This window comes from Candidatus Cloacimonas acidaminovorans str. Evry, from assembly GCF_000146065.2.
In the GTDB taxonomy this organism is placed as follows: Bacteria; Cloacimonadota; Cloacimonadia; order Cloacimonadales; family Cloacimonadaceae; genus Cloacimonas; species Cloacimonas acidaminivorans.
The window spans coordinates 1681260-1697329 of the sequence record NC_020449.1; the positions used below are offsets into that span (position 1 = coordinate 1681260).

The 16070-nt window shown below is 37.9% G+C and carries 14 protein-coding genes; all 14 read right to left on the reverse strand.

The annotated features are described in order from the left end of the window. Nucleotides 1-2361 (reverse strand): endopeptidase La, encoded by a 2361-nt coding sequence (gene lon, locus CLOAM_RS06840; RefSeq protein WP_015425156.1) that lies wholly within the window; start codon nt 2359-2361, stop codon nt 1-3. Nucleotides 2362-2475: 114 nt separating this feature from the next. After that, nucleotides 2476-2976 carry a cyclic nucleotide-binding domain-containing protein gene (locus tag CLOAM_RS06845; protein ID WP_015425157.1) on the reverse strand — a complete coding sequence of 167 codons (501 nt, stop codon included), beginning with the start codon at nt 2974-2976 and terminating at the stop codon, nt 2476-2478. Nucleotides 2977-2987: 11 nt separating this feature from the next. Then, nucleotides 2988-4160, reverse strand: coding sequence for an ion channel (locus CLOAM_RS06850; RefSeq protein ID WP_015425158.1), 1173 nt, complete (start codon nt 4158-4160; stop codon nt 2988-2990). 3 nt (nt 4161-4163) lie between these two features. Beyond that, the gene (locus CLOAM_RS06855; protein WP_044279038.1) at nt 4164-4742 is read right to left on the reverse strand and encodes a hypothetical protein; all 579 of its coding nucleotides are present in this window, start codon (nt 4740-4742) and stop codon (nt 4164-4166) included. Next, nucleotides 4743-5504, reverse strand: coding sequence for a TPM domain-containing protein (locus tag CLOAM_RS06860; protein WP_044279039.1), 762 nt, complete (start codon nt 5502-5504; stop codon nt 4743-4745). Further along, the gene (locus tag CLOAM_RS06865; RefSeq protein WP_015425162.1) at nt 5494-6726 is read right to left on the reverse strand and encodes a bifunctional 3,4-dihydroxy-2-butanone-4-phosphate synthase/GTP cyclohydrolase II; all 1233 of its coding nucleotides are present in this window, start codon (nt 6724-6726) and stop codon (nt 5494-5496) included. Before CLOAM_RS06865 ends, CLOAM_RS06860 begins: the two co-directional genes overlap by 11 nt. Next, entirely contained in the window at nt 6719-7753 is a 1035-nt protein-coding gene (locus CLOAM_RS06870) for an RluA family pseudouridine synthase (RefSeq protein ID WP_232502666.1), read from the reverse strand. The genes CLOAM_RS06865 and CLOAM_RS06870 overlap by 8 nt, the downstream gene beginning before the upstream one ends. Continuing rightward, a complete protein-coding gene (locus CLOAM_RS06875) occupies nt 7743-8480 on the reverse strand; it encodes a hypothetical protein (protein WP_015425164.1) in 738 nt (245 codons plus the stop codon). The genes CLOAM_RS06870 and CLOAM_RS06875 overlap by 11 nt, the downstream gene beginning before the upstream one ends. A gap of 6 nt (nt 8481-8486) precedes the next feature. After that, nucleotides 8487-9191, reverse strand: a complete 705-nt coding sequence (locus tag CLOAM_RS06880) for a potassium channel family protein (protein ID WP_015425165.1) — start codon at nt 9189-9191, stop codon at nt 8487-8489. A 29-nt stretch (nt 9192-9220) separates the two neighbouring features. Continuing rightward, nucleotides 9221-10915 carry a TrkH family potassium uptake protein gene (locus tag CLOAM_RS06885; RefSeq protein ID WP_015425166.1) on the reverse strand — a complete coding sequence of 565 codons (1695 nt, stop codon included), beginning with the start codon at nt 10913-10915 and terminating at the stop codon, nt 9221-9223. Nucleotides 10916-10929: 14 nt separating this feature from the next. Beyond that, nucleotides 10930-11562: an adenylate kinase family protein gene (locus CLOAM_RS06890; RefSeq protein WP_015425167.1), complete on the reverse strand. Its 633-nt coding sequence runs from the start codon at nt 11560-11562 to the stop codon at nt 10930-10932. Nucleotides 11563-12639: 1077 nt separating this feature from the next. Then, nucleotides 12640-14652: a carboxypeptidase-like regulatory domain-containing protein gene (locus CLOAM_RS06895; RefSeq protein ID WP_232502667.1), complete on the reverse strand. Its 2013-nt coding sequence runs from the start codon at nt 14650-14652 to the stop codon at nt 12640-12642. 565 nt (nt 14653-15217) lie between these two features. Beyond that, a complete protein-coding gene (locus CLOAM_RS06900) occupies nt 15218-15595 on the reverse strand; it encodes a holo-ACP synthase (RefSeq protein WP_015425169.1) in 378 nt (125 codons plus the stop codon). After that, nucleotides 15595-16059, reverse strand: a complete 465-nt coding sequence (locus tag CLOAM_RS06905; RefSeq protein ID WP_015425170.1) for a methylated-DNA--[protein]-cysteine S-methyltransferase — start codon at nt 16057-16059, stop codon at nt 15595-15597. Before CLOAM_RS06905 ends, CLOAM_RS06900 begins: the two co-directional genes overlap by 1 nt. Nucleotides 16060-16070: the final 11 nt, after the last annotated feature.

The following is a 16070-nucleotide window of genomic DNA, read 5'->3' on the forward strand; positions in this document are numbered from 1 at the left end:
TTAGGCAATCCTTCTCTGTTTCGGTTTCTGTTCAACTGTTTCCGTATTGGGAATAAGCAATATTCTGATTGCCTCTTGAATTTCCTGCACATAAGTTATTTCCATTCCTGCCAAAATGTCTGCAGGAAAATCGGACAGGGTCTCGCGATTTTCTTCCGGAATCACCACGCGTTTAATTCCTGCTCTTTTTGCCGCCAAAAGTTTTTCTTTCAAGCCACCGATGGCTAAAACCTTTCCCTCTAAAGTGATTTCACCTGTCATAGCTATATCGTGGCGCACTTTTTGTCCCGTAAAAAGTGAAGCTAAAGCTACCGTAAGAGTTAAACCAGCTGAAGGTCCATCCTTAGGCACAGCTCCGGAAGGAAAATGAATATGGATATCACTTGTTTCAAAAAGTTTAGGGGGAATAATAAAAACGCTGTGATTAGCTTTCAGATAGCTAACTGCAATGCGTGCCGATTCTTTCATCACTTCACCCAAAAGTCCCGTTAAAATTATATTTCCTTTTCCCGGCATACGCAAGGTCTCACAGAAAAGGATTTCACCCCCATAACCTGTCCAGGCGAGGCCTGTAGCCACTCCTATTTCGGGTTTTCGATTTGCCATTTCCAAAGTTAATTTACGCGGACCTAAGTATTTGGCAATATCCTCCGCTTTAATTATCCATTTCTGATGTGTTCCCATAGCTACTTCTTTAGCTATTTTGCGGGAGATTGAGCCGATTCTTCTTTGTAAATTCCGCACTCCCGCTTCCCGGACATAATAACGAATAATTTCTTGCAGAGCTGCTTTGGTAAAAGTTATTTTTTCTTTTGCCAAACCGTTATTTTCCTTTTCCCGAGGAATCAGAAAGTGCTTGGCAATTTCAATTTTATCGTTTTCCAGATAGCTGGTAAATTCAATTATCTCCATTCTGTCTCTTAAGGCGGGAGGAACTGTATCCAAGGTATTGGCAGTGGTAATAAACAGCACTTCCGAAAGATCAAAAGGCAGATTGATATAGTTATCCACAAAGCTGTTATTTTGTTCCGGATCAAGAACTTCCAATAAAGCGGAAGAAGGATCACCTCTAAAATCCCTGCCAACCTTATCAATTTCATCCAGCATAAAAACAGGATTGGCAGTTCCCTGACGCTTGATTTCCATTATTATTTTACCTGGCATAGCGCCAATATAGGTTCTGCGGTGACCGCGAATTTCTGCTTCATCATGAATTCCGCCTAAGGACATCCGTATAAACTTGCGGGAAAGAGCTCTGGCAACTGATTTGCCAATAGAGGTCTTTCCTGTTCCTGGAGGACCTACAAAACAAAGAATAGGTCCTTTTAAGTTGCCTTTCAATTTCTTTACGGCAATGAATTCCAGGATACGTTCTTTAGCTTCTTTCAAGCCGTAATGGTCTTTTTCCAGAATGCGTTCAATCTTTTTCAAATCTAAACGGTCTTTGCTATACTCTCTCCAAGGCAGATTAACAATCCAATCCAGATAATTTCTTACTACGCTGTATTCGCTGGAAACAGGTTGCATAGTGGCAAGACGCTCTAATTCTTCCAATGCAGTTTCTTTCACATAGTCCGGAAGGTTTTTCTGTTCAATAAGTTCCTGCCATTTCATAATTTCTTTGCTAACTTCATCTGTTTCACCCAATTCTCTGCGAATGGCATCCATTTGTTCTCGTAAATAATAACGACGCTGGTCTTCATTCATTTCCAGTTGAATATTGCTGCGGATATGATTTTCCACCTTCATTTGTTTAATCAGCTCCGCCAAACAATTGTTTAAATAACGGAAACGCTGTTTGAGGTCAATTGTCTCCAATATTTTTTGGCGGTCAGAAATAGGCAGGTCTATATTTCCGGCAATAATATCAGCCACTCTTCCTGCCTGTTTTATATTACTAAGCCCGGTAATCATTTCCCGGTTGAGAATGTTGCTTTCCTGAGCTATTTTTTCCAGCAATTCTAAAGCTACGGTTCTGTATGCCTGAATTTCGGTATCTTCTTCAAATTGTTCCGGAATTGCTTCTACATCAACCATTATAAAAGGATTTTTTTGCACAATTTTTTGCAGTTTAATGCGGGTTGAACCCTGCAGGAGCATACTGATTGAACCATCCTGATTACGCAGCATACGTAAAATAGTAACTGCTGTGCCAAAATTAGCCAATTCGGTTATGCCTGTATCGTCTTTTTCCTGGTCAAGGAAAAAAGCCATCAATTTATCGTTAGCCAGTGCATAATCAATCACCAGCTTTGATTCTTCATCCGAAACTACCAATGGCATAAGCAAGTAGGGAAACATCACTACATTGCTCATATGCAGAACCGGTAAAGTTCGGGGTATTTTAGTCGTGTAATTCACTTCATCTCCTAATGATTATTTAATTTTAGTGTTTGCGAAAAAGATACAAATTCACATTCATTCTTTTCAACTATATAATAATCAATTCACAGCAATAAGCAAATTTCAGAAATATCATCCCTGAACAGCGATGTAAAGAGCAGTTGCCAGCTTTACCAAATTATTATCGGTGTCTTTTAAACTTTCCGATAATTTCCGGGCTATGTTTTTCATCACTATATAACCAGCTTGGTAATTATATTCAGCAAAATTATCAAAATCCGCCTTAGAAAGTGTGTAAAGTTCACAATCGCTGAGAGCAATAATATTTGCCATTCTGGTTCCATTACCTAAAACTCCGTTCTCTCCAAAAGTAGGAAGGGAATCGGCACTAAGCTTTGCCAAAACCTTTTCCGTTAAGAGCTGATCTTCGTCAAAGCCCTTTACTAGGTCTTTAGTAACCTGCACATTTCCTTTCACCAGGATATAAATCTGATCGCCTTCGGTATTTTCTTTGATAATTACCGTGCCTTTATTAACCAGTAACTGCTTAAAACTGGGTTGCAAATAAGCTAAAGCTTCGGAATTGACATCATAAAATAAAGGAATTTTTGCCAGTGTTTCCAGTTCTATCATAATAAGTCCTTCTAAATCATCAGGATGGCATAATCATTTTTTTGCAGTTGAACATCCTTCTCGGGTTTCCAGCGAATGTTGCTTTTTTCTTCGGGAATTCTCTTTTGGGACTTGGTTAACGCATATTGAATAAATTGATCAATTCCACTAATATCTTCCGTAAAAATTGAAGAAAGTTCCAGTTCCGGTTCTTTGGTTAATAATCCTAAAAGTAAATAACCGCATTCCCGATAATAATAATCGGATAAGTCACCAAAACTTTTTCCGATAAAATCGGAAGGAATTTTCTGCGTCTGCAGATGATTTTGTTTATCCTGAGCCAGCTGACAAAACACAGCCAAATAATTATTATCAGCTATGCTATTCGCCAAAATGTAACCCCCAATATCATCCCAGATAATAATATTCCTAATTCCCAAACGCTGAAGCATAGAACGATTTTCTGGATTCACCAGCTGGACGGTTATCTTATCATTTTTGGTTAAATAATGAACTGCATTTGCCACAATAATACTGTGGTCATCAGCAACAGAACGGTCTAACTGTTCATCAGCCAAAATAATAACCTGAGCAGATGTTTCCACCGAAGCTCGTTTTAAGGTCTCTTCCTGAATTGCGTCACCCCTAACGAATTTCAGGGATAATGTAGGAAAGCGTGATTCCAATCGCTCAAAAAAATCCGGCGTGGCATTGATAACAATACAAATATCCATTTCGGAGACCTGTTTTTCCAAAAGTGCTTTCAGAAAAAACTCGGCAGTATTATTCCAGCCACAAATCACGATATGATTATGTGTTCTTATCGTTTTCAAACCCTTAGCTCCTTTCAGCCGGTCTTCCACAAAAAGAGAAGCAACCAGACCGGTAAAAAATGATAATGAAGAATAACCTACTATAATCAATATAATGCCTACCAACCGACCTTGAAAAGTGACAGGATATTTATCGCCATAACCTACTGTGGCTATAGAAACAATTGCCCACCAGATTCCATCCCAGAATGATTTTATGGTATTTTCCTGAGTTCCCTTCTGCTCAAAAGCCCAAGCTAGCATAGCCGAAATTAAAAGCAGAATAGCTATAAAGGAACAAACCCATAAAAAACGGATAAATAATTTTTGATCCTCACCGCGAATAGCAAAGCGGTCTGAAATTTTCCGAAAGGGATGCAGGAACAGCTTCATTTTTTATACGATAATCAGGAACCAAACCATATTCAGAATGCCGATTAACAGATTGAGCCCAGCACAAATAAGTAACATCGGTTTATAAACATAACGCTTGAAATAGCCATAGAAAAAATCCACACTGAACTGAATGTCAAATTCATCAATCCGATGTTCAATTTGCAGCTGTTCCACCAATCTGGGAACTGTCTTTCTTAAAATGCTTTCTGCTATTGCGGTAAAGGCATCCACAATTTTGTTTCTAACCAACAGCTTTAACTTTGCAGGTATAAAACGCCATTCATCTATAAAGCTTGTTTTTTCCCACAAATACTGACGCACCTTTTTTATCCAACCGTAAAGATAGCCGTCTTTTAGGTAAGGATGAGCTGCCTGATCAAGATAATCGTGTAATATTGAACGCACTTTGTCAAACAGCCAATCTCTTTTGGCAACAAAGAAACCTGGAGTTAACGGAATCTTTTTACCAAATAGAAACCTGGCTTTGCGATTGAACAACAGCCAATTTAAAAGAAGCACCAGAAGTGTTCCAAGGGCTATGTTCCATAAGATAAAAGTGAGTGACTTTAAGAAAATCATTTAAAAACCTCCTCCACCTCCCCCACCACCTGAACGTCCACCTCCAAAACCTCCAAAACCGCCAAAACCACCAAAACCGCCACTTCCGCTACTCCAGGAACCGCTATTTCCTCCACCTCCGCGTCCTCCAAAAATACTCATCCAAAAAAGCCATTCCAAAATTCTGCCACGAGTAGCTATAATTAAAATAATAAAAAGAATGAGAAAAGCAAGCAAACCCGCACCGCCTGAACTTTCTTTCTTCTTTTGTGAATATTCCGAAACGCCGGTTAAAGTAATTCCTTTTTCTTTGGCAATAGTGGAAAGCAACATTAGCGAGCCCTGAATAAAGGCATCATCCCATTTTTCGTTACCCTTGGTGAGGTAGCTTTTCATTGTTTGATAGACCTCACTGATATAGGCATCGGTTAAATATCCTTCCGAACCGTAGCCAACTTCAAAACGCAATTTTCTTTCTTTAAGAGCTAAAAGAATTAAAATACCTTCATCCCGTTTACTTCCTATTCCCCATTGTTCATAAAGTTTAACCCCAAAATCCACAATATCTTCTCCTCCGATATCAGGAAGAGTAACAATTACGAAATCCACATCTGTCTTTTCTCGCAGTTCAATTGCCCAGTCATTAATTTTATTGCGGGTTTCAGCACTTAAAATATTGGCAAAATCATTTACGAAACCCACCGGTTTAGGAACAACCACACTAAACAGTAATGCTGTGAGAAAAACAAACGCTAAAACAGCACAGAACCGTTTATATTTCATTCAGAATATGCCCCATTTTGTTCTTTTTAGTTTTTAAATACTCGCGGTTGTTTTCCTGGGGTTTAATTTCAATTGGCACCCGTTCTACAATTTCCAGTCCGTAACCGCTTAAACCTACTATTTTTTTAGGATTATTAGTCATCAGCCGCATTTTTCTTATTCCTAAATCCTTCAGAATTTGTGCACCGATTCCATAGTCCCTTAAATCGGGAGGAAAACCAAGTTTGATATTTGCCTGAACTGTATCTACGCCTTCATCCTGAAGATGGTATGCCTTAATTTTATTCAGTAAACCAATTCCTCTTCCTTCCTGACGCATATACAAAATCACACCCTTTCCTTCTTCCGAAATCATTTGAAAAGCACGAGCCAATTGTTCTCCACAATCACAGCGCAAACTGAATAAAGCATCGCCGGTTAAACATTCGGAATGGACTCTTACCAAAATAGGTTCATCGCGCTTTATTTCACCCATCACTAAGGCAATATGGTATTCATCCGAAATATCACTGATATAGGTTATAATATCAAATTGACCATACTTTGTGGGTAATTGTGCCTTGGAAACAGGATGGACAAGGCGTTCTTTTTTTCTCCGCCAGTGAATTAACGCTTCAATAGTAATAATTTTCAGGTTATGCTTTTGGGCAAAAGGCAGCAAATCATCCAAACGAGCCATTTCGCCATCTTCGCGAATAATTTCACAAATAGCGCCAACAGGGCTCAAACCGGCAAGTTTAGCCAAATCAACAGCTGCTTCAGTATGACCTGCTCTTCTTAAAACACCACCTCTTTCTGCAATTAAAGGAAAGATATGACCCGGACGCATAAACATAGAGGCATTGGCTTGCGGGTCTGCCAATGCCTTAATTGTTTTAGCTCTTTCAATTGCAGAAATTCCTGTTGTTGTGCCTTCAATAACATCCACGGAAACAGCAAACTTCGTGCCTTGACGATCACTGCTTTTATTAGTCATCAAAGGAATATCCAAACGGTTGGCTATTTCTATATCCAAAGGAGCGCAGAGCAGACCTTTACCTTGGCTGATCATAAAATTTACCTTTTCCGGAGTAATCTTATCAGCAGCCATTAAAAGGTCACCTTCATTTTCCCTATTTTCGTCATCCACAACGATTAGCATATCACCTTTGCGGATAATTTCTATTGCTTCTTCAATAGAGGCGAAAATAGTTTTATCCCCTTCTTGTTCCATATTAGTCATTATTTATTTCCTCATTCAAAATCAGGTTGGCATCACTGGTATCTGTGTCAATACTAAAATTATTATCCAGCCAGTTCAAAGTATATTGTATATCATCAGGTATGGGAGCTGAAACAGATATAGGATAACCAGTTATGGGATGAAAAAATTCCAGTTTCCAGGAATGTAATGCTTGTCTGCGTAAATGGTTCACCAGCAATTCGGTAACCTTTTTTTTCATATTTTGCGGCACCAGGGATTGCACATAGCGTCTGCTATTATATAATAAGTCCCCTAAAATAGGATAACGGATATGGGCAAAATGCACTCTAATCTGATGCATTCTTCCTGTTGCCGGATTTATTTCTACCAGGGCAAAATAGTGCCAGGTTTTTATTGTTTTATAATGAGTAAGTGCATAGCGTCCTTCATTGGTAACGCAGATAGTTCTGGGATTTTTATTACTGCGTGCAAGATAGGTCTCTATTTCTCCTTTTTCGGGCTCGGGAATCCCTGTAGTAATAGCAAAATAGGTCTTTTTAATCTCTCTTCTGGCAAACATATCGGAAAGCTTTGCATGGGTAAGATCATTTTTAGCTATTATAATCAGTCCCGAAGTGCCTCTATCCAAGCGATGAACAATTCCTGGACGGTTAAATTCTTTTCCGCTGGAAAGGTTTTCTCCAAAGCGATAAAGAATGGCATTCACCAAAGTTCCTTCGGGATTTCCAAAACCTGGATGCACAATCATTCCTGCTTTTTTATTGATAATAGCGAGGTATTCATCTTCATAAACCACATCCAAAGGTATATCCTGAGGCAAAACATTCATCGGTTCTGGCTCGGGAAGATTGATAATAACTTCATCGCCTTCCTTAAGAAGATAGCTTTTTTTTACGGGAGTAAGATTAACCAAAATGCGGTCTTCTTCTATGAGGTGTTCAATAAAAGTGCGGGAATAAAGTTCCTGTATCTTCAATTCCGCCAGAAACTTATCCAAGCGTTGCATTTCCTGTAAAGTATAGATTACTTTCAGTTTATCTTTCATTATCATAAAATTCCAGCACATAAACAGCGCCGGTAGAAAGACCTTTTCTGTTTCTCACTATGGAACCATTAATTTTAACCTTGCCCAAATACACTACATCTTCAACAATTACATCGTAAATATTATTGCCATAGCGCAGGGAATCTAAAATAACGGAAAAAATGCGGTTATGGTAATCGTTTTTCCAAATCAATTCATTCAAATTTACCGTTTCTGAAATCATCGGAAAGCGTTTTCTGAGGGGTTCATTACAGTAGACAACATCACCATTGGCTCCGGTAATTAAAATACTTTGCGGCAGAAGGTTAATCAAAAGCTGGAGGCGTTGATGATGTTCAAATATTTTATCTGCCTTTGCCTGATCAAAACGGGTGATAATTCCCAGCATTTTATCCAGAGCATAAATCAATTCCTGAAAATCCTTATCCTGGTCATAAATAGAGCTATCAATATCAATCTGATAGTTGCCATTGGAAATTTCTTCTATCAGCTGTTCCACTTCACGAATTGCTTTATGCAGACGGAAAGGTATGTAGTTGTAAAGAATTACGATATACACAAAAATGATAAAGACAAAGATAATCACAATTGAATGAATATCGTTGGCAAGAGTTGTTAAGTTCTGTGCCCGAGCTACGGAAAAAAGTAGGGCAAGAGTTTGTAACACTATGATGCCAAAGAGAATGGCAATCAGAATATGGTATCGTGCTTTAAAAGAGCGTTTCATTGTTTCTTAATCCTTATTAACGGCTGTTTCATAGATCAGTTTATCTATATTGCCTTTTGGTCCCAGTAAAATTAAAACATCGCCTTCGTTTATAATATCATTGGCTCCAGGCATATCATTCAGCCGTTTTTCTATTACATTTTGACCGTCTTCCGTAACAGAGAGATAGTTGTATTTGATAGCTATAACATTTACCCCGCGTTTTGCAGGAAGGGCAAGTTCCTGTAACGGCTTACCTACAAATTCTTTAGGAGCAACCATTTCCACTACAATATGACCGCTGGAGAGATTGATATAGTCCAAAACATTACGAGAAATCAAGGTTTTAGCCAGCTGGTTGCCAACTATTTCTTCCGGCAATAAAGTATGTTGAACTCCCAGCATTTTCAGAATTCTGCCATGAAGTTCCGATTCAATTTTGGCATAGATAATTCCTACGCCTATTTTTTTCAGGATTGCAGCAGTGAGAATGCATTCTTCAATATTGCTTCCAATTCCAATAATAACGGCATCCGCTTCATTCAGATTTTGCGATCTTAAAGCTGCTTCATCGGTACTATCCATACAGACGGCAGAAGTAACTATAGAACTGATTTCATTTACCAAATCCTGATCTTTATCAATGGCAATTACTTCCATACCGTTTTCTGCCAAGATTTTGGCAACAGTCATTCCGAAACGGCCTAATCCAATTACTGCATATCTTGCCATATTTTTCTCCTTATTTCAAGTAGGTTAATCTAACCGATGGAAATTCTTTCTTCCGCATAAGATATATGGGGTTGTCTTTTGCGAATAGAAATGGCATATACCAGAGTTAGAGGTCCGATTCTTCCAATATACATTAGTAAAGTTATCAGCAGTTTACCCGCATAAGATAACTGTGATGTTATGCCCATACTTAAGCCAACTGTTCCAAAAGCGGAAAATGCCTCAAAAAGTATTTTCTCAAAAGGAAATGGCTCAATGAGCATCAGAATAAAAATAATCGTTAAAATAATCACCAAAGCTAATGTTGCCAAAGTTGTCGCTTCTCTGGCATTAGCAAGAGGTATTTTGCGCTTGAAAACTACCAGATCACTTTTTCCGGTGAGCATAGAAAGCACAGAAAGCATTAAAGTGGAAAAAGTTGTGGTCTTTATTCCTCCTCCTGTAGAACCTGGAGAAGCGCCAATAAACATCAATAAAACAGTTAACAATACAGACGCGGAACTGTATAAACCAATATTAATCGTGTTAAAGCCAGCTGTCCTTGCAGTTACGGATTGAAACCAGGAGCTTAAAACCCTCCCGGCAACCGAAAAACCTTTCATTGAACTGTTATATTCACTTATATAAAGCCCCAAAAACCCTGTAACTATCAATATAGCTGTAGTGGAAAGAACAATTTTGGAATGCAAAGCTAACTTACGAACCCTCCTGGAAGAAAAGAAATAATGATAAATATCTATCAGGACGGCAAAACCCAATCCGCCTAAAATAATCAGAAAAGTAATACTAAAATTTACCAGAGGGGACTCTACAAAACCAGCAAGATTATTACTCCATAAAGAAAAACCAGCATTACAAAAAGCCGATATAGAATGAAACAAAGAATAATATATCGCTTGACCCGCAGGCATTAGTTTAGCAAAAGCGGTAAAAAGAAATAAGGCACCTGTTATTTCTATTATCAAAGTAACCAACACGGTACTTCTAAGTAATTTAAGAACATCAATTACAGGGGTCTCACCTACAACCTTATGCATCAAGTTTGCCACATTTAAAGAAATTCTTTGCCCCAGCATTAAAGCAAAGGCAGTAGATATAGTCATAATTCCTAAACCGCCAACTTGAATTAAGAGTAAGATTACGATTTGACCAAACAAAGAATAATAAGTTCCAGTATCTAAAACTGTCAAGCCCGTAACACAAGTGGCAGATGTGGCTGTAAACAAAGCATCTACAAAGTTTGTAATATAACCCTCAGTAGATGAAGCAGGTAACATCAGCAAAATTGTTCCAATTAAAATAACACTTGCAAAACTGACCATCAAAGAAACAGGAGGATTCCTCATCAGCAATTTGTATATTTTACCCTCAAAAGCTCTGAATAAAATGAACTGAACGATAAACCAGGTCTGCCGGATTAAAAGGAAAAAGATTACAAACTTTGCCTGATAGGTGAGCAGTAATGAACCCAAAATCAACATCACCAAATCAAAATAGACAACCGTTTTGTTTTCTTTTACCTCCCGGGAAAGCACCCTGGAAAGAATCGTAAGCACTAATAGAACTAAATTTGCCAGAGCAGTTATAAACTCAATAGTCGGATAGGAACTGGTGTAATATTCAAATATGGGCTCCAGAAAAAGAACGAAAAAACTCCAGAAAGCCAGTATATAGGCAATTAGTTCAATGTGTTTAAAAGTTCCTGATTTCTTCTCTGCGGGCATTTTGGTTTATTTTGTTACCTTGTTTTCAGGTCGTTTATTATTTCCTGTTGAATCTCTTCAATTGATTTGCGGGCAGATATTTCTTTCAGCAAACCCTTTTCTGCAAAATATTCCTTCAACGCGAAGGTCTGTTCATAAAATGCCTTAACTCGTTCCCGAATCGCTTCTCCGGAATCATCAGTGCGCTGAACTAAGGGGGAACCGCATTTATCACAAATCCCTTCCTGCTTTGGTTTTTTGCTTAAAATATTATAGGTCTCGCCACAAGAACTGCAAAGACGGCGGGCTTCAATGCGGGCAATTGCTTCTTCTTCGTTTAGTTCCAAATAGTAAACTCTTCTCACATTATAATTTTTTAACAGATATTCCGCCTGTGCCAAAGTGCGGGGAAAACCGTCAAAAACTACACCAGCACAATCAGCTGTTAAAGAAGCATTTACAATTTCAAATACCAGTTCGTCCTGAACCAGTTCACCTTTGGCAATAATTGCCTGCACTTTTTTCCCGAGTTCCGTTTGTTTATGAACTTCTTCCCGGAATAAATCGCCAATATTAATATGTTGAAATCCGGTTCTTTCTGCCAAAAGTTCCGCTTGAGTTCCTTTTCCACTTCCCTGGATTCCCAAAAAGACGATTACATCTAACATTTTTTACCTCATTTTATACAAAAAAAAGCAATTACATTCTTCTGTCAAGCGAAATGAAAAATGACAAGAGGTTAAGGGGTCAAGAGGACAAGAAGATAAGAGGACAAGAGGGTTTTTACTAAATATTTTCACTTGTCTTCCAGGAAAATACTCCCCCAGAACTAATTCACTTACAACCGAACTTATATCGGTTTACAAATTGAAATATTTGGATTTATAATAGAATAAACCCCCGTAATTTGTACTAACCTATAATGCATACTTACATAAACAATTAGCCAAAAATATCATCTCTTCCCTAATAGCATTGCTTACCCATTGCTTACCCATTACGGATGGCATTAGCAATGGGTGAGCAATGCTAAAGCAATGCGCTTAGGAAAAAATGAGTTGTTCTTTTAAATAAATATAAGTAATCAGATAATTTCCTCTTGGAAAAGCTATAGATAAAAATACCTTTAAGGATTGCAAGTATCTAATGTCACTTTTTGAATGATAAATCATTTGTAATTTCTGCGCAAGCAGGAAGCCACACAAGATAAATAATATCTATGCTTTTCCCCTCCGATATTTTATAAAAACCGATTTCAACCCGGTGCAATGTGTAAAGGAAATAACTTATCTCTTTTATTAAGAAAGAGTTCCGTAGGAACGACAGATACTAACAACGGGTTTCAACCCGGTGATAAGCAATCAGAAAAGTCATTATCTCTTTTTCCTGCAAGAAGTTCCGTAGGAACGACAGATTTTAACAACGGGTTTTAACCCGGTGATCAGGATAGCTTTAGATAGCTTATTTCTTTTTTTGAGAACGAGTTCCGCAGGAAAAATATAGTAGTACTCCTTTCATAGTAGATATTGCAACTGATTTAGCAGTTTCCAATTCCGCATAAATAACTGACATTCATTTTTCAGAGTTTTACGAATTCTTTGGCAAAGAACAAATTTGCCCACCCATTTGTCCTCAACTGCCTTGTTTGGAATAAAACTACTTTGTCTTACAGAATTTTTAAGACATCACTTTTCCACTTGAAACTGATATTAGATACTGTGAAAATATCTTGTTACATAAAATGCCTATTTCAGCAAAAGTGCTTTAACGGTTTTACTATAATCGGGTGCGGAAAGCCGGATAAAATAAACTCCCGAGGCAAGGTCCTGGTTCTTTTCGTCCTTTGCAAAGAAATGAAATTGCTGTTCTCCCCTGTTATAGACGGAATTTATGAGGGTTTTCACTTTACGTCCTTTGAGGTCATATAATTCTATTACAACCGGGGTGTTATCCCTATAAATACTGAAAGAAATAGTTGTTTCGGGATTGAAAGGATTGGGATAAATTCCTTTCAGGGAAGTAGAAATATGAGGTGTTTGAGGATCTTCAACCGCGTTGCCTTCCAAATTAAAATCTTCAGTAGTAACAATTCCCGCCGTAATGTTCACTTGTATGGTAACTGTATTTAATCCGGGATAGGAAGCTGTGATATTATGCAAACCACTACTCAATAATAAGGAATAAGTTCCTGCGGAAGAGGTGTAAGTAGTTTGGCTGCCGTCAGCTGTAACAGTTGCTCCAATTACTAAATCAGTTCCATTTCTCACGGTTCCCCTTAAAAAACCTGTATTGGGAGGACGCATAATAAATCCCGTTTGAGGAAACTGATAAGAATCAAAAGCATAAAGTGGAGGTGCTCCCGGATCGTGTTCCTGCTGGTCACTGTAAATATATTTTGTGCGTTGCATTGCGCTTGATTGCATCCGGAATACATTGTTGGAATTATAAACATTATAATCAAAAGGACGCTGAACCATTAAAACAAGATTTTGACCTTGATAATTGTAAGTTGGATAAAGCGGGAAAATTATTTCATTCTGTCCCGCTGGGAAGGACATTGTTCCATAATAAACCATTACCAGATTAGAAGATGGTATCCAGGTTAAAGGCAAATTGACAAGGTCTGTTTCACCCAGCCAGATAATAACAGGTTTATCATTAATATTTTCAATAAAATTATTGTAAAATATCAGGTGCGTTATAATCCCCGTTGTATCTATTTCTGGAGCATAAATTAGGGTCTCAAATAAACTGGTGTGATAACTGAAATCCAAAGGCAGATTACCGCTCAGATTACCTATTCCTATGGTTAAGGAAAAAAATCCGGCTTCAAAAGCTATAACATTTATGTGAGGAGATTGATTATTGGTAAGATCCTGATCACCATTCAACACAACTTCGGCAAAAATATCATAAGTGCCGGGAGTTGTGGGAACCCACATTAATGTTTGAATAAGAGTTTGTCCTGCTGAAACAGGATTTCCGAGGGCAGTAGCTAATAGTTCTCCATCCCCTTTTTTGAGGTTAATAATGTAATTATCTTGATCTTCATAACCATAATTATTAATCTTCACCTGAACCTGCTCCGTAGCACCTAAAGTTACAACTTTATCAGAAATAACTTGCGAACAGGCAAGGTCGCTGGCAATGCTTTGAGCTGTGTAAGTAATTCTTATTTTAGGATATTGACCATTAAGCACAAAACCGCTTGCAGGAGGATTGGCAGGATCTAATAATTGAGTATCATGATAGGCATTTCGGGCACGTAACATAGTATCCGTCTGACAGTAAAATTTATCACTGGAAGAAAAATAACCACTATCCATAGGACGTTGCACCATCAAAACCAAAGTCCCACCTGTATAATGAAACAATGTATCCAGCTCTATATCAATTATATGAATACCTGAAGGATAATTAACCTGCCCGTCAAAAACCAAAGTTAACTCCGTAGAAGGAATCCAACCGGCATTTAGGGTGGTAAGATTCGTTGTTCCCAACCAAATTTTAGTGGGCTTGTTGTTTAGCAAAGTTACAAAATTATTGTAAAAAGCAATGCGGGAAATAGTTCCTTGTGCAAAACCCAACTCATTTTGATAATATAAGCACTCAAATAAAGAGTTATGATAGAAGAAATCCAAAGGAATTCTTGCTGTTTGAGTTCCCGAACCGATAATTACTTCATCGGCGGTTAAACCTATCCAGATAATGGCGATACACGCTATTAGCACGATTATTTTGGCTATCTTGTTCATCATAAGCTCCCTGTTTCTTAACTGCAAGTAATGAAATTATAAAGTAAATGAAGCAACTTTTGAACCGTTTTTTGTTATAAAATTAAAGACGCAGGAATCACAAAGTAATATCATTTTTTGGAATGATAAGCAATTTGTCCTACCTCCGAAAGCAGAAACTTTTGTCAGTCCTGCTCCAGCAGGAATCCACAAAAGATAAATAATATCTATGCGTTTCCCATCCGATATTTTATAAAAATAGATTTCAACCCGGAAAGCTAAAATACAATATATTGTACTTTAAAAAGAGGCTGTCTCACAACCTCCCAAAAGTCCATTTTTTACCATTTTCAGGTATACAAAGATGTATTCTCAAGAGGAGATTGTTCCTTAAAATGGCTTATATTTACTGTCCCAAAACTAACTTTTAGTTTCGGGACAGCCCCGACAGATATTAACAACGGGTTTCAACCCGGTGAAAAGCAATCAGAAAAGTCATTATCTCTTTTTCCAAGAAAGAGTTCCGTAGGAACTTTTTTCCCAAAGAAGTATGGTTTTGTGGATTATTCTCTATGCCTCAACTAAACTTTTATTCTCCTTCCAAAATAACAAAAGCTAACGCATATCCCTTTTCATGAGCCAAACTAAGACAAATATTATTTACCTTTAGCTTATCTGCAAGGTCTTTTGCACCTCCAGTTAGATTGATAGTCGGAGAACCCTTTTCTGAAGTTACAACCTCTATATCTATCCAGTTAACTTCTCCATTCCAACCGGTTCCTAATGCCTTCATCACTGCTTCCTTGGCAGCAAAACGAACTGCAAAGGACTGATAGGAATTTGCTTTGCCGGAACAATACTCAATTTCCGAAGTAGTATAAAGCTTTTCACAAAAACGGGAATTTTTCTCTATAGCATTTTGAATACGTTCTACTTCAATAATATCACAACCAATACCAATAATCATTACAGATTACTCCTTTCCAGTTCCAGCAACTTTTTCTTGATAGCGATACCGGCTCCGTAACCTGTTAATTTTCCTTTGGAACCGATTACTCTGTGACAAGGTATAAGAATAGGAACCGGATTTTTATTCAGTGCTCTGCCCACAGCTCTGCTGGCATTCGGATTAGCAATGCGCTCTGCTATTTCCTTATAAGTTAATGTTTTACCATAAGGTATCCGCATCACTTCTTCCCAAACCATAAGCTGAAAAACAGTGCCTGTTGCAAAAAAAGGAAGGTCAAACTCTTTGCTCCTACCTGTAAAATAGAGGTCAAATTGGCGGAATATTTCTCTTTCCAGGTCATTGGAAGGTTGGCTGGAAACTTGAGCCGGACAAAAATTCATGCTCATAATGGTCTCTTCCTCTATTTCCAGCAGCAGATGGAAAAAGCCATCCGGACTATTGTAAAATACTCTTTCTGACATATAAAACTCCT

Bases quoted from the DNA above. Each gene is read 5' to 3' on its own strand.
- CLOAM_RS06845 (WP_015425157.1), bottom strand. From the start codon at position 2,976: ATGATAGAACTGGAAACACTGGCAAAAATTCCTTTATTTTATGATGTC.
- CLOAM_RS06850 (WP_015425158.1), bottom strand. From the start codon at position 4,160: ATGAAGCTGTTCCTGCATCCCTTTCGGAAAATTTCAGACCGCTTTGCT.
- CLOAM_RS06855 (WP_044279038.1), bottom strand. From the start codon at position 4,742: ATGATTTTCTTAAAGTCACTCACTTTTATCTTATGGAACATAGCCCTT.
- CLOAM_RS06860 (WP_044279039.1), bottom strand. From the start codon at position 5,504: ATGAAATATAAACGGTTCTGTGCTGTTTTAGCGTTTGTTTTTCTCACA.
- CLOAM_RS06865 (WP_015425162.1), bottom strand. From the start codon at position 6,726: ATGACTAATATGGAACAAGAAGGGGATAAAACTATTTTCGCCTCTATT.
- CLOAM_RS06870 (WP_232502666.1), bottom strand. From the start codon at position 7,753: ATGAAAGATAAACTGAAAGTAATCTATACTTTACAGGAAATGCAACGC.
- CLOAM_RS06875 (WP_015425164.1), bottom strand. From the start codon at position 8,480: ATGAAACGCTCTTTTAAAGCACGATACCATATTCTGATTGCCATTCTC.
- CLOAM_RS06880 (WP_015425165.1), bottom strand. From the start codon at position 9,191: ATGGCAAGATATGCAGTAATTGGATTAGGCCGTTTCGGAATGACTGTT.
- CLOAM_RS06885 (WP_015425166.1), bottom strand. From the start codon at position 10,915: ATGCCCGCAGAGAAGAAATCAGGAACTTTTAAACACATTGAACTAATT.
- CLOAM_RS06890 (WP_015425167.1), bottom strand. From the start codon at position 11,562: ATGTTAGATGTAATCGTCTTTTTGGGAATCCAGGGAAGTGGAAAAGGA.
- CLOAM_RS06895 (WP_232502667.1), bottom strand. From the start codon at position 14,652: ATGATGAACAAGATAGCCAAAATAATCGTGCTAATAGCGTGTATCGCC.
- CLOAM_RS06900 (WP_015425169.1), bottom strand. From the start codon at position 15,595: ATGATTATTGGTATTGGTTGTGATATTATTGAAGTAGAACGTATTCAA.
- CLOAM_RS06905 (WP_015425170.1), bottom strand. From the start codon at position 16,059: ATGTCAGAAAGAGTATTTTACAATAGTCCGGATGGCTTTTTCCATCTG.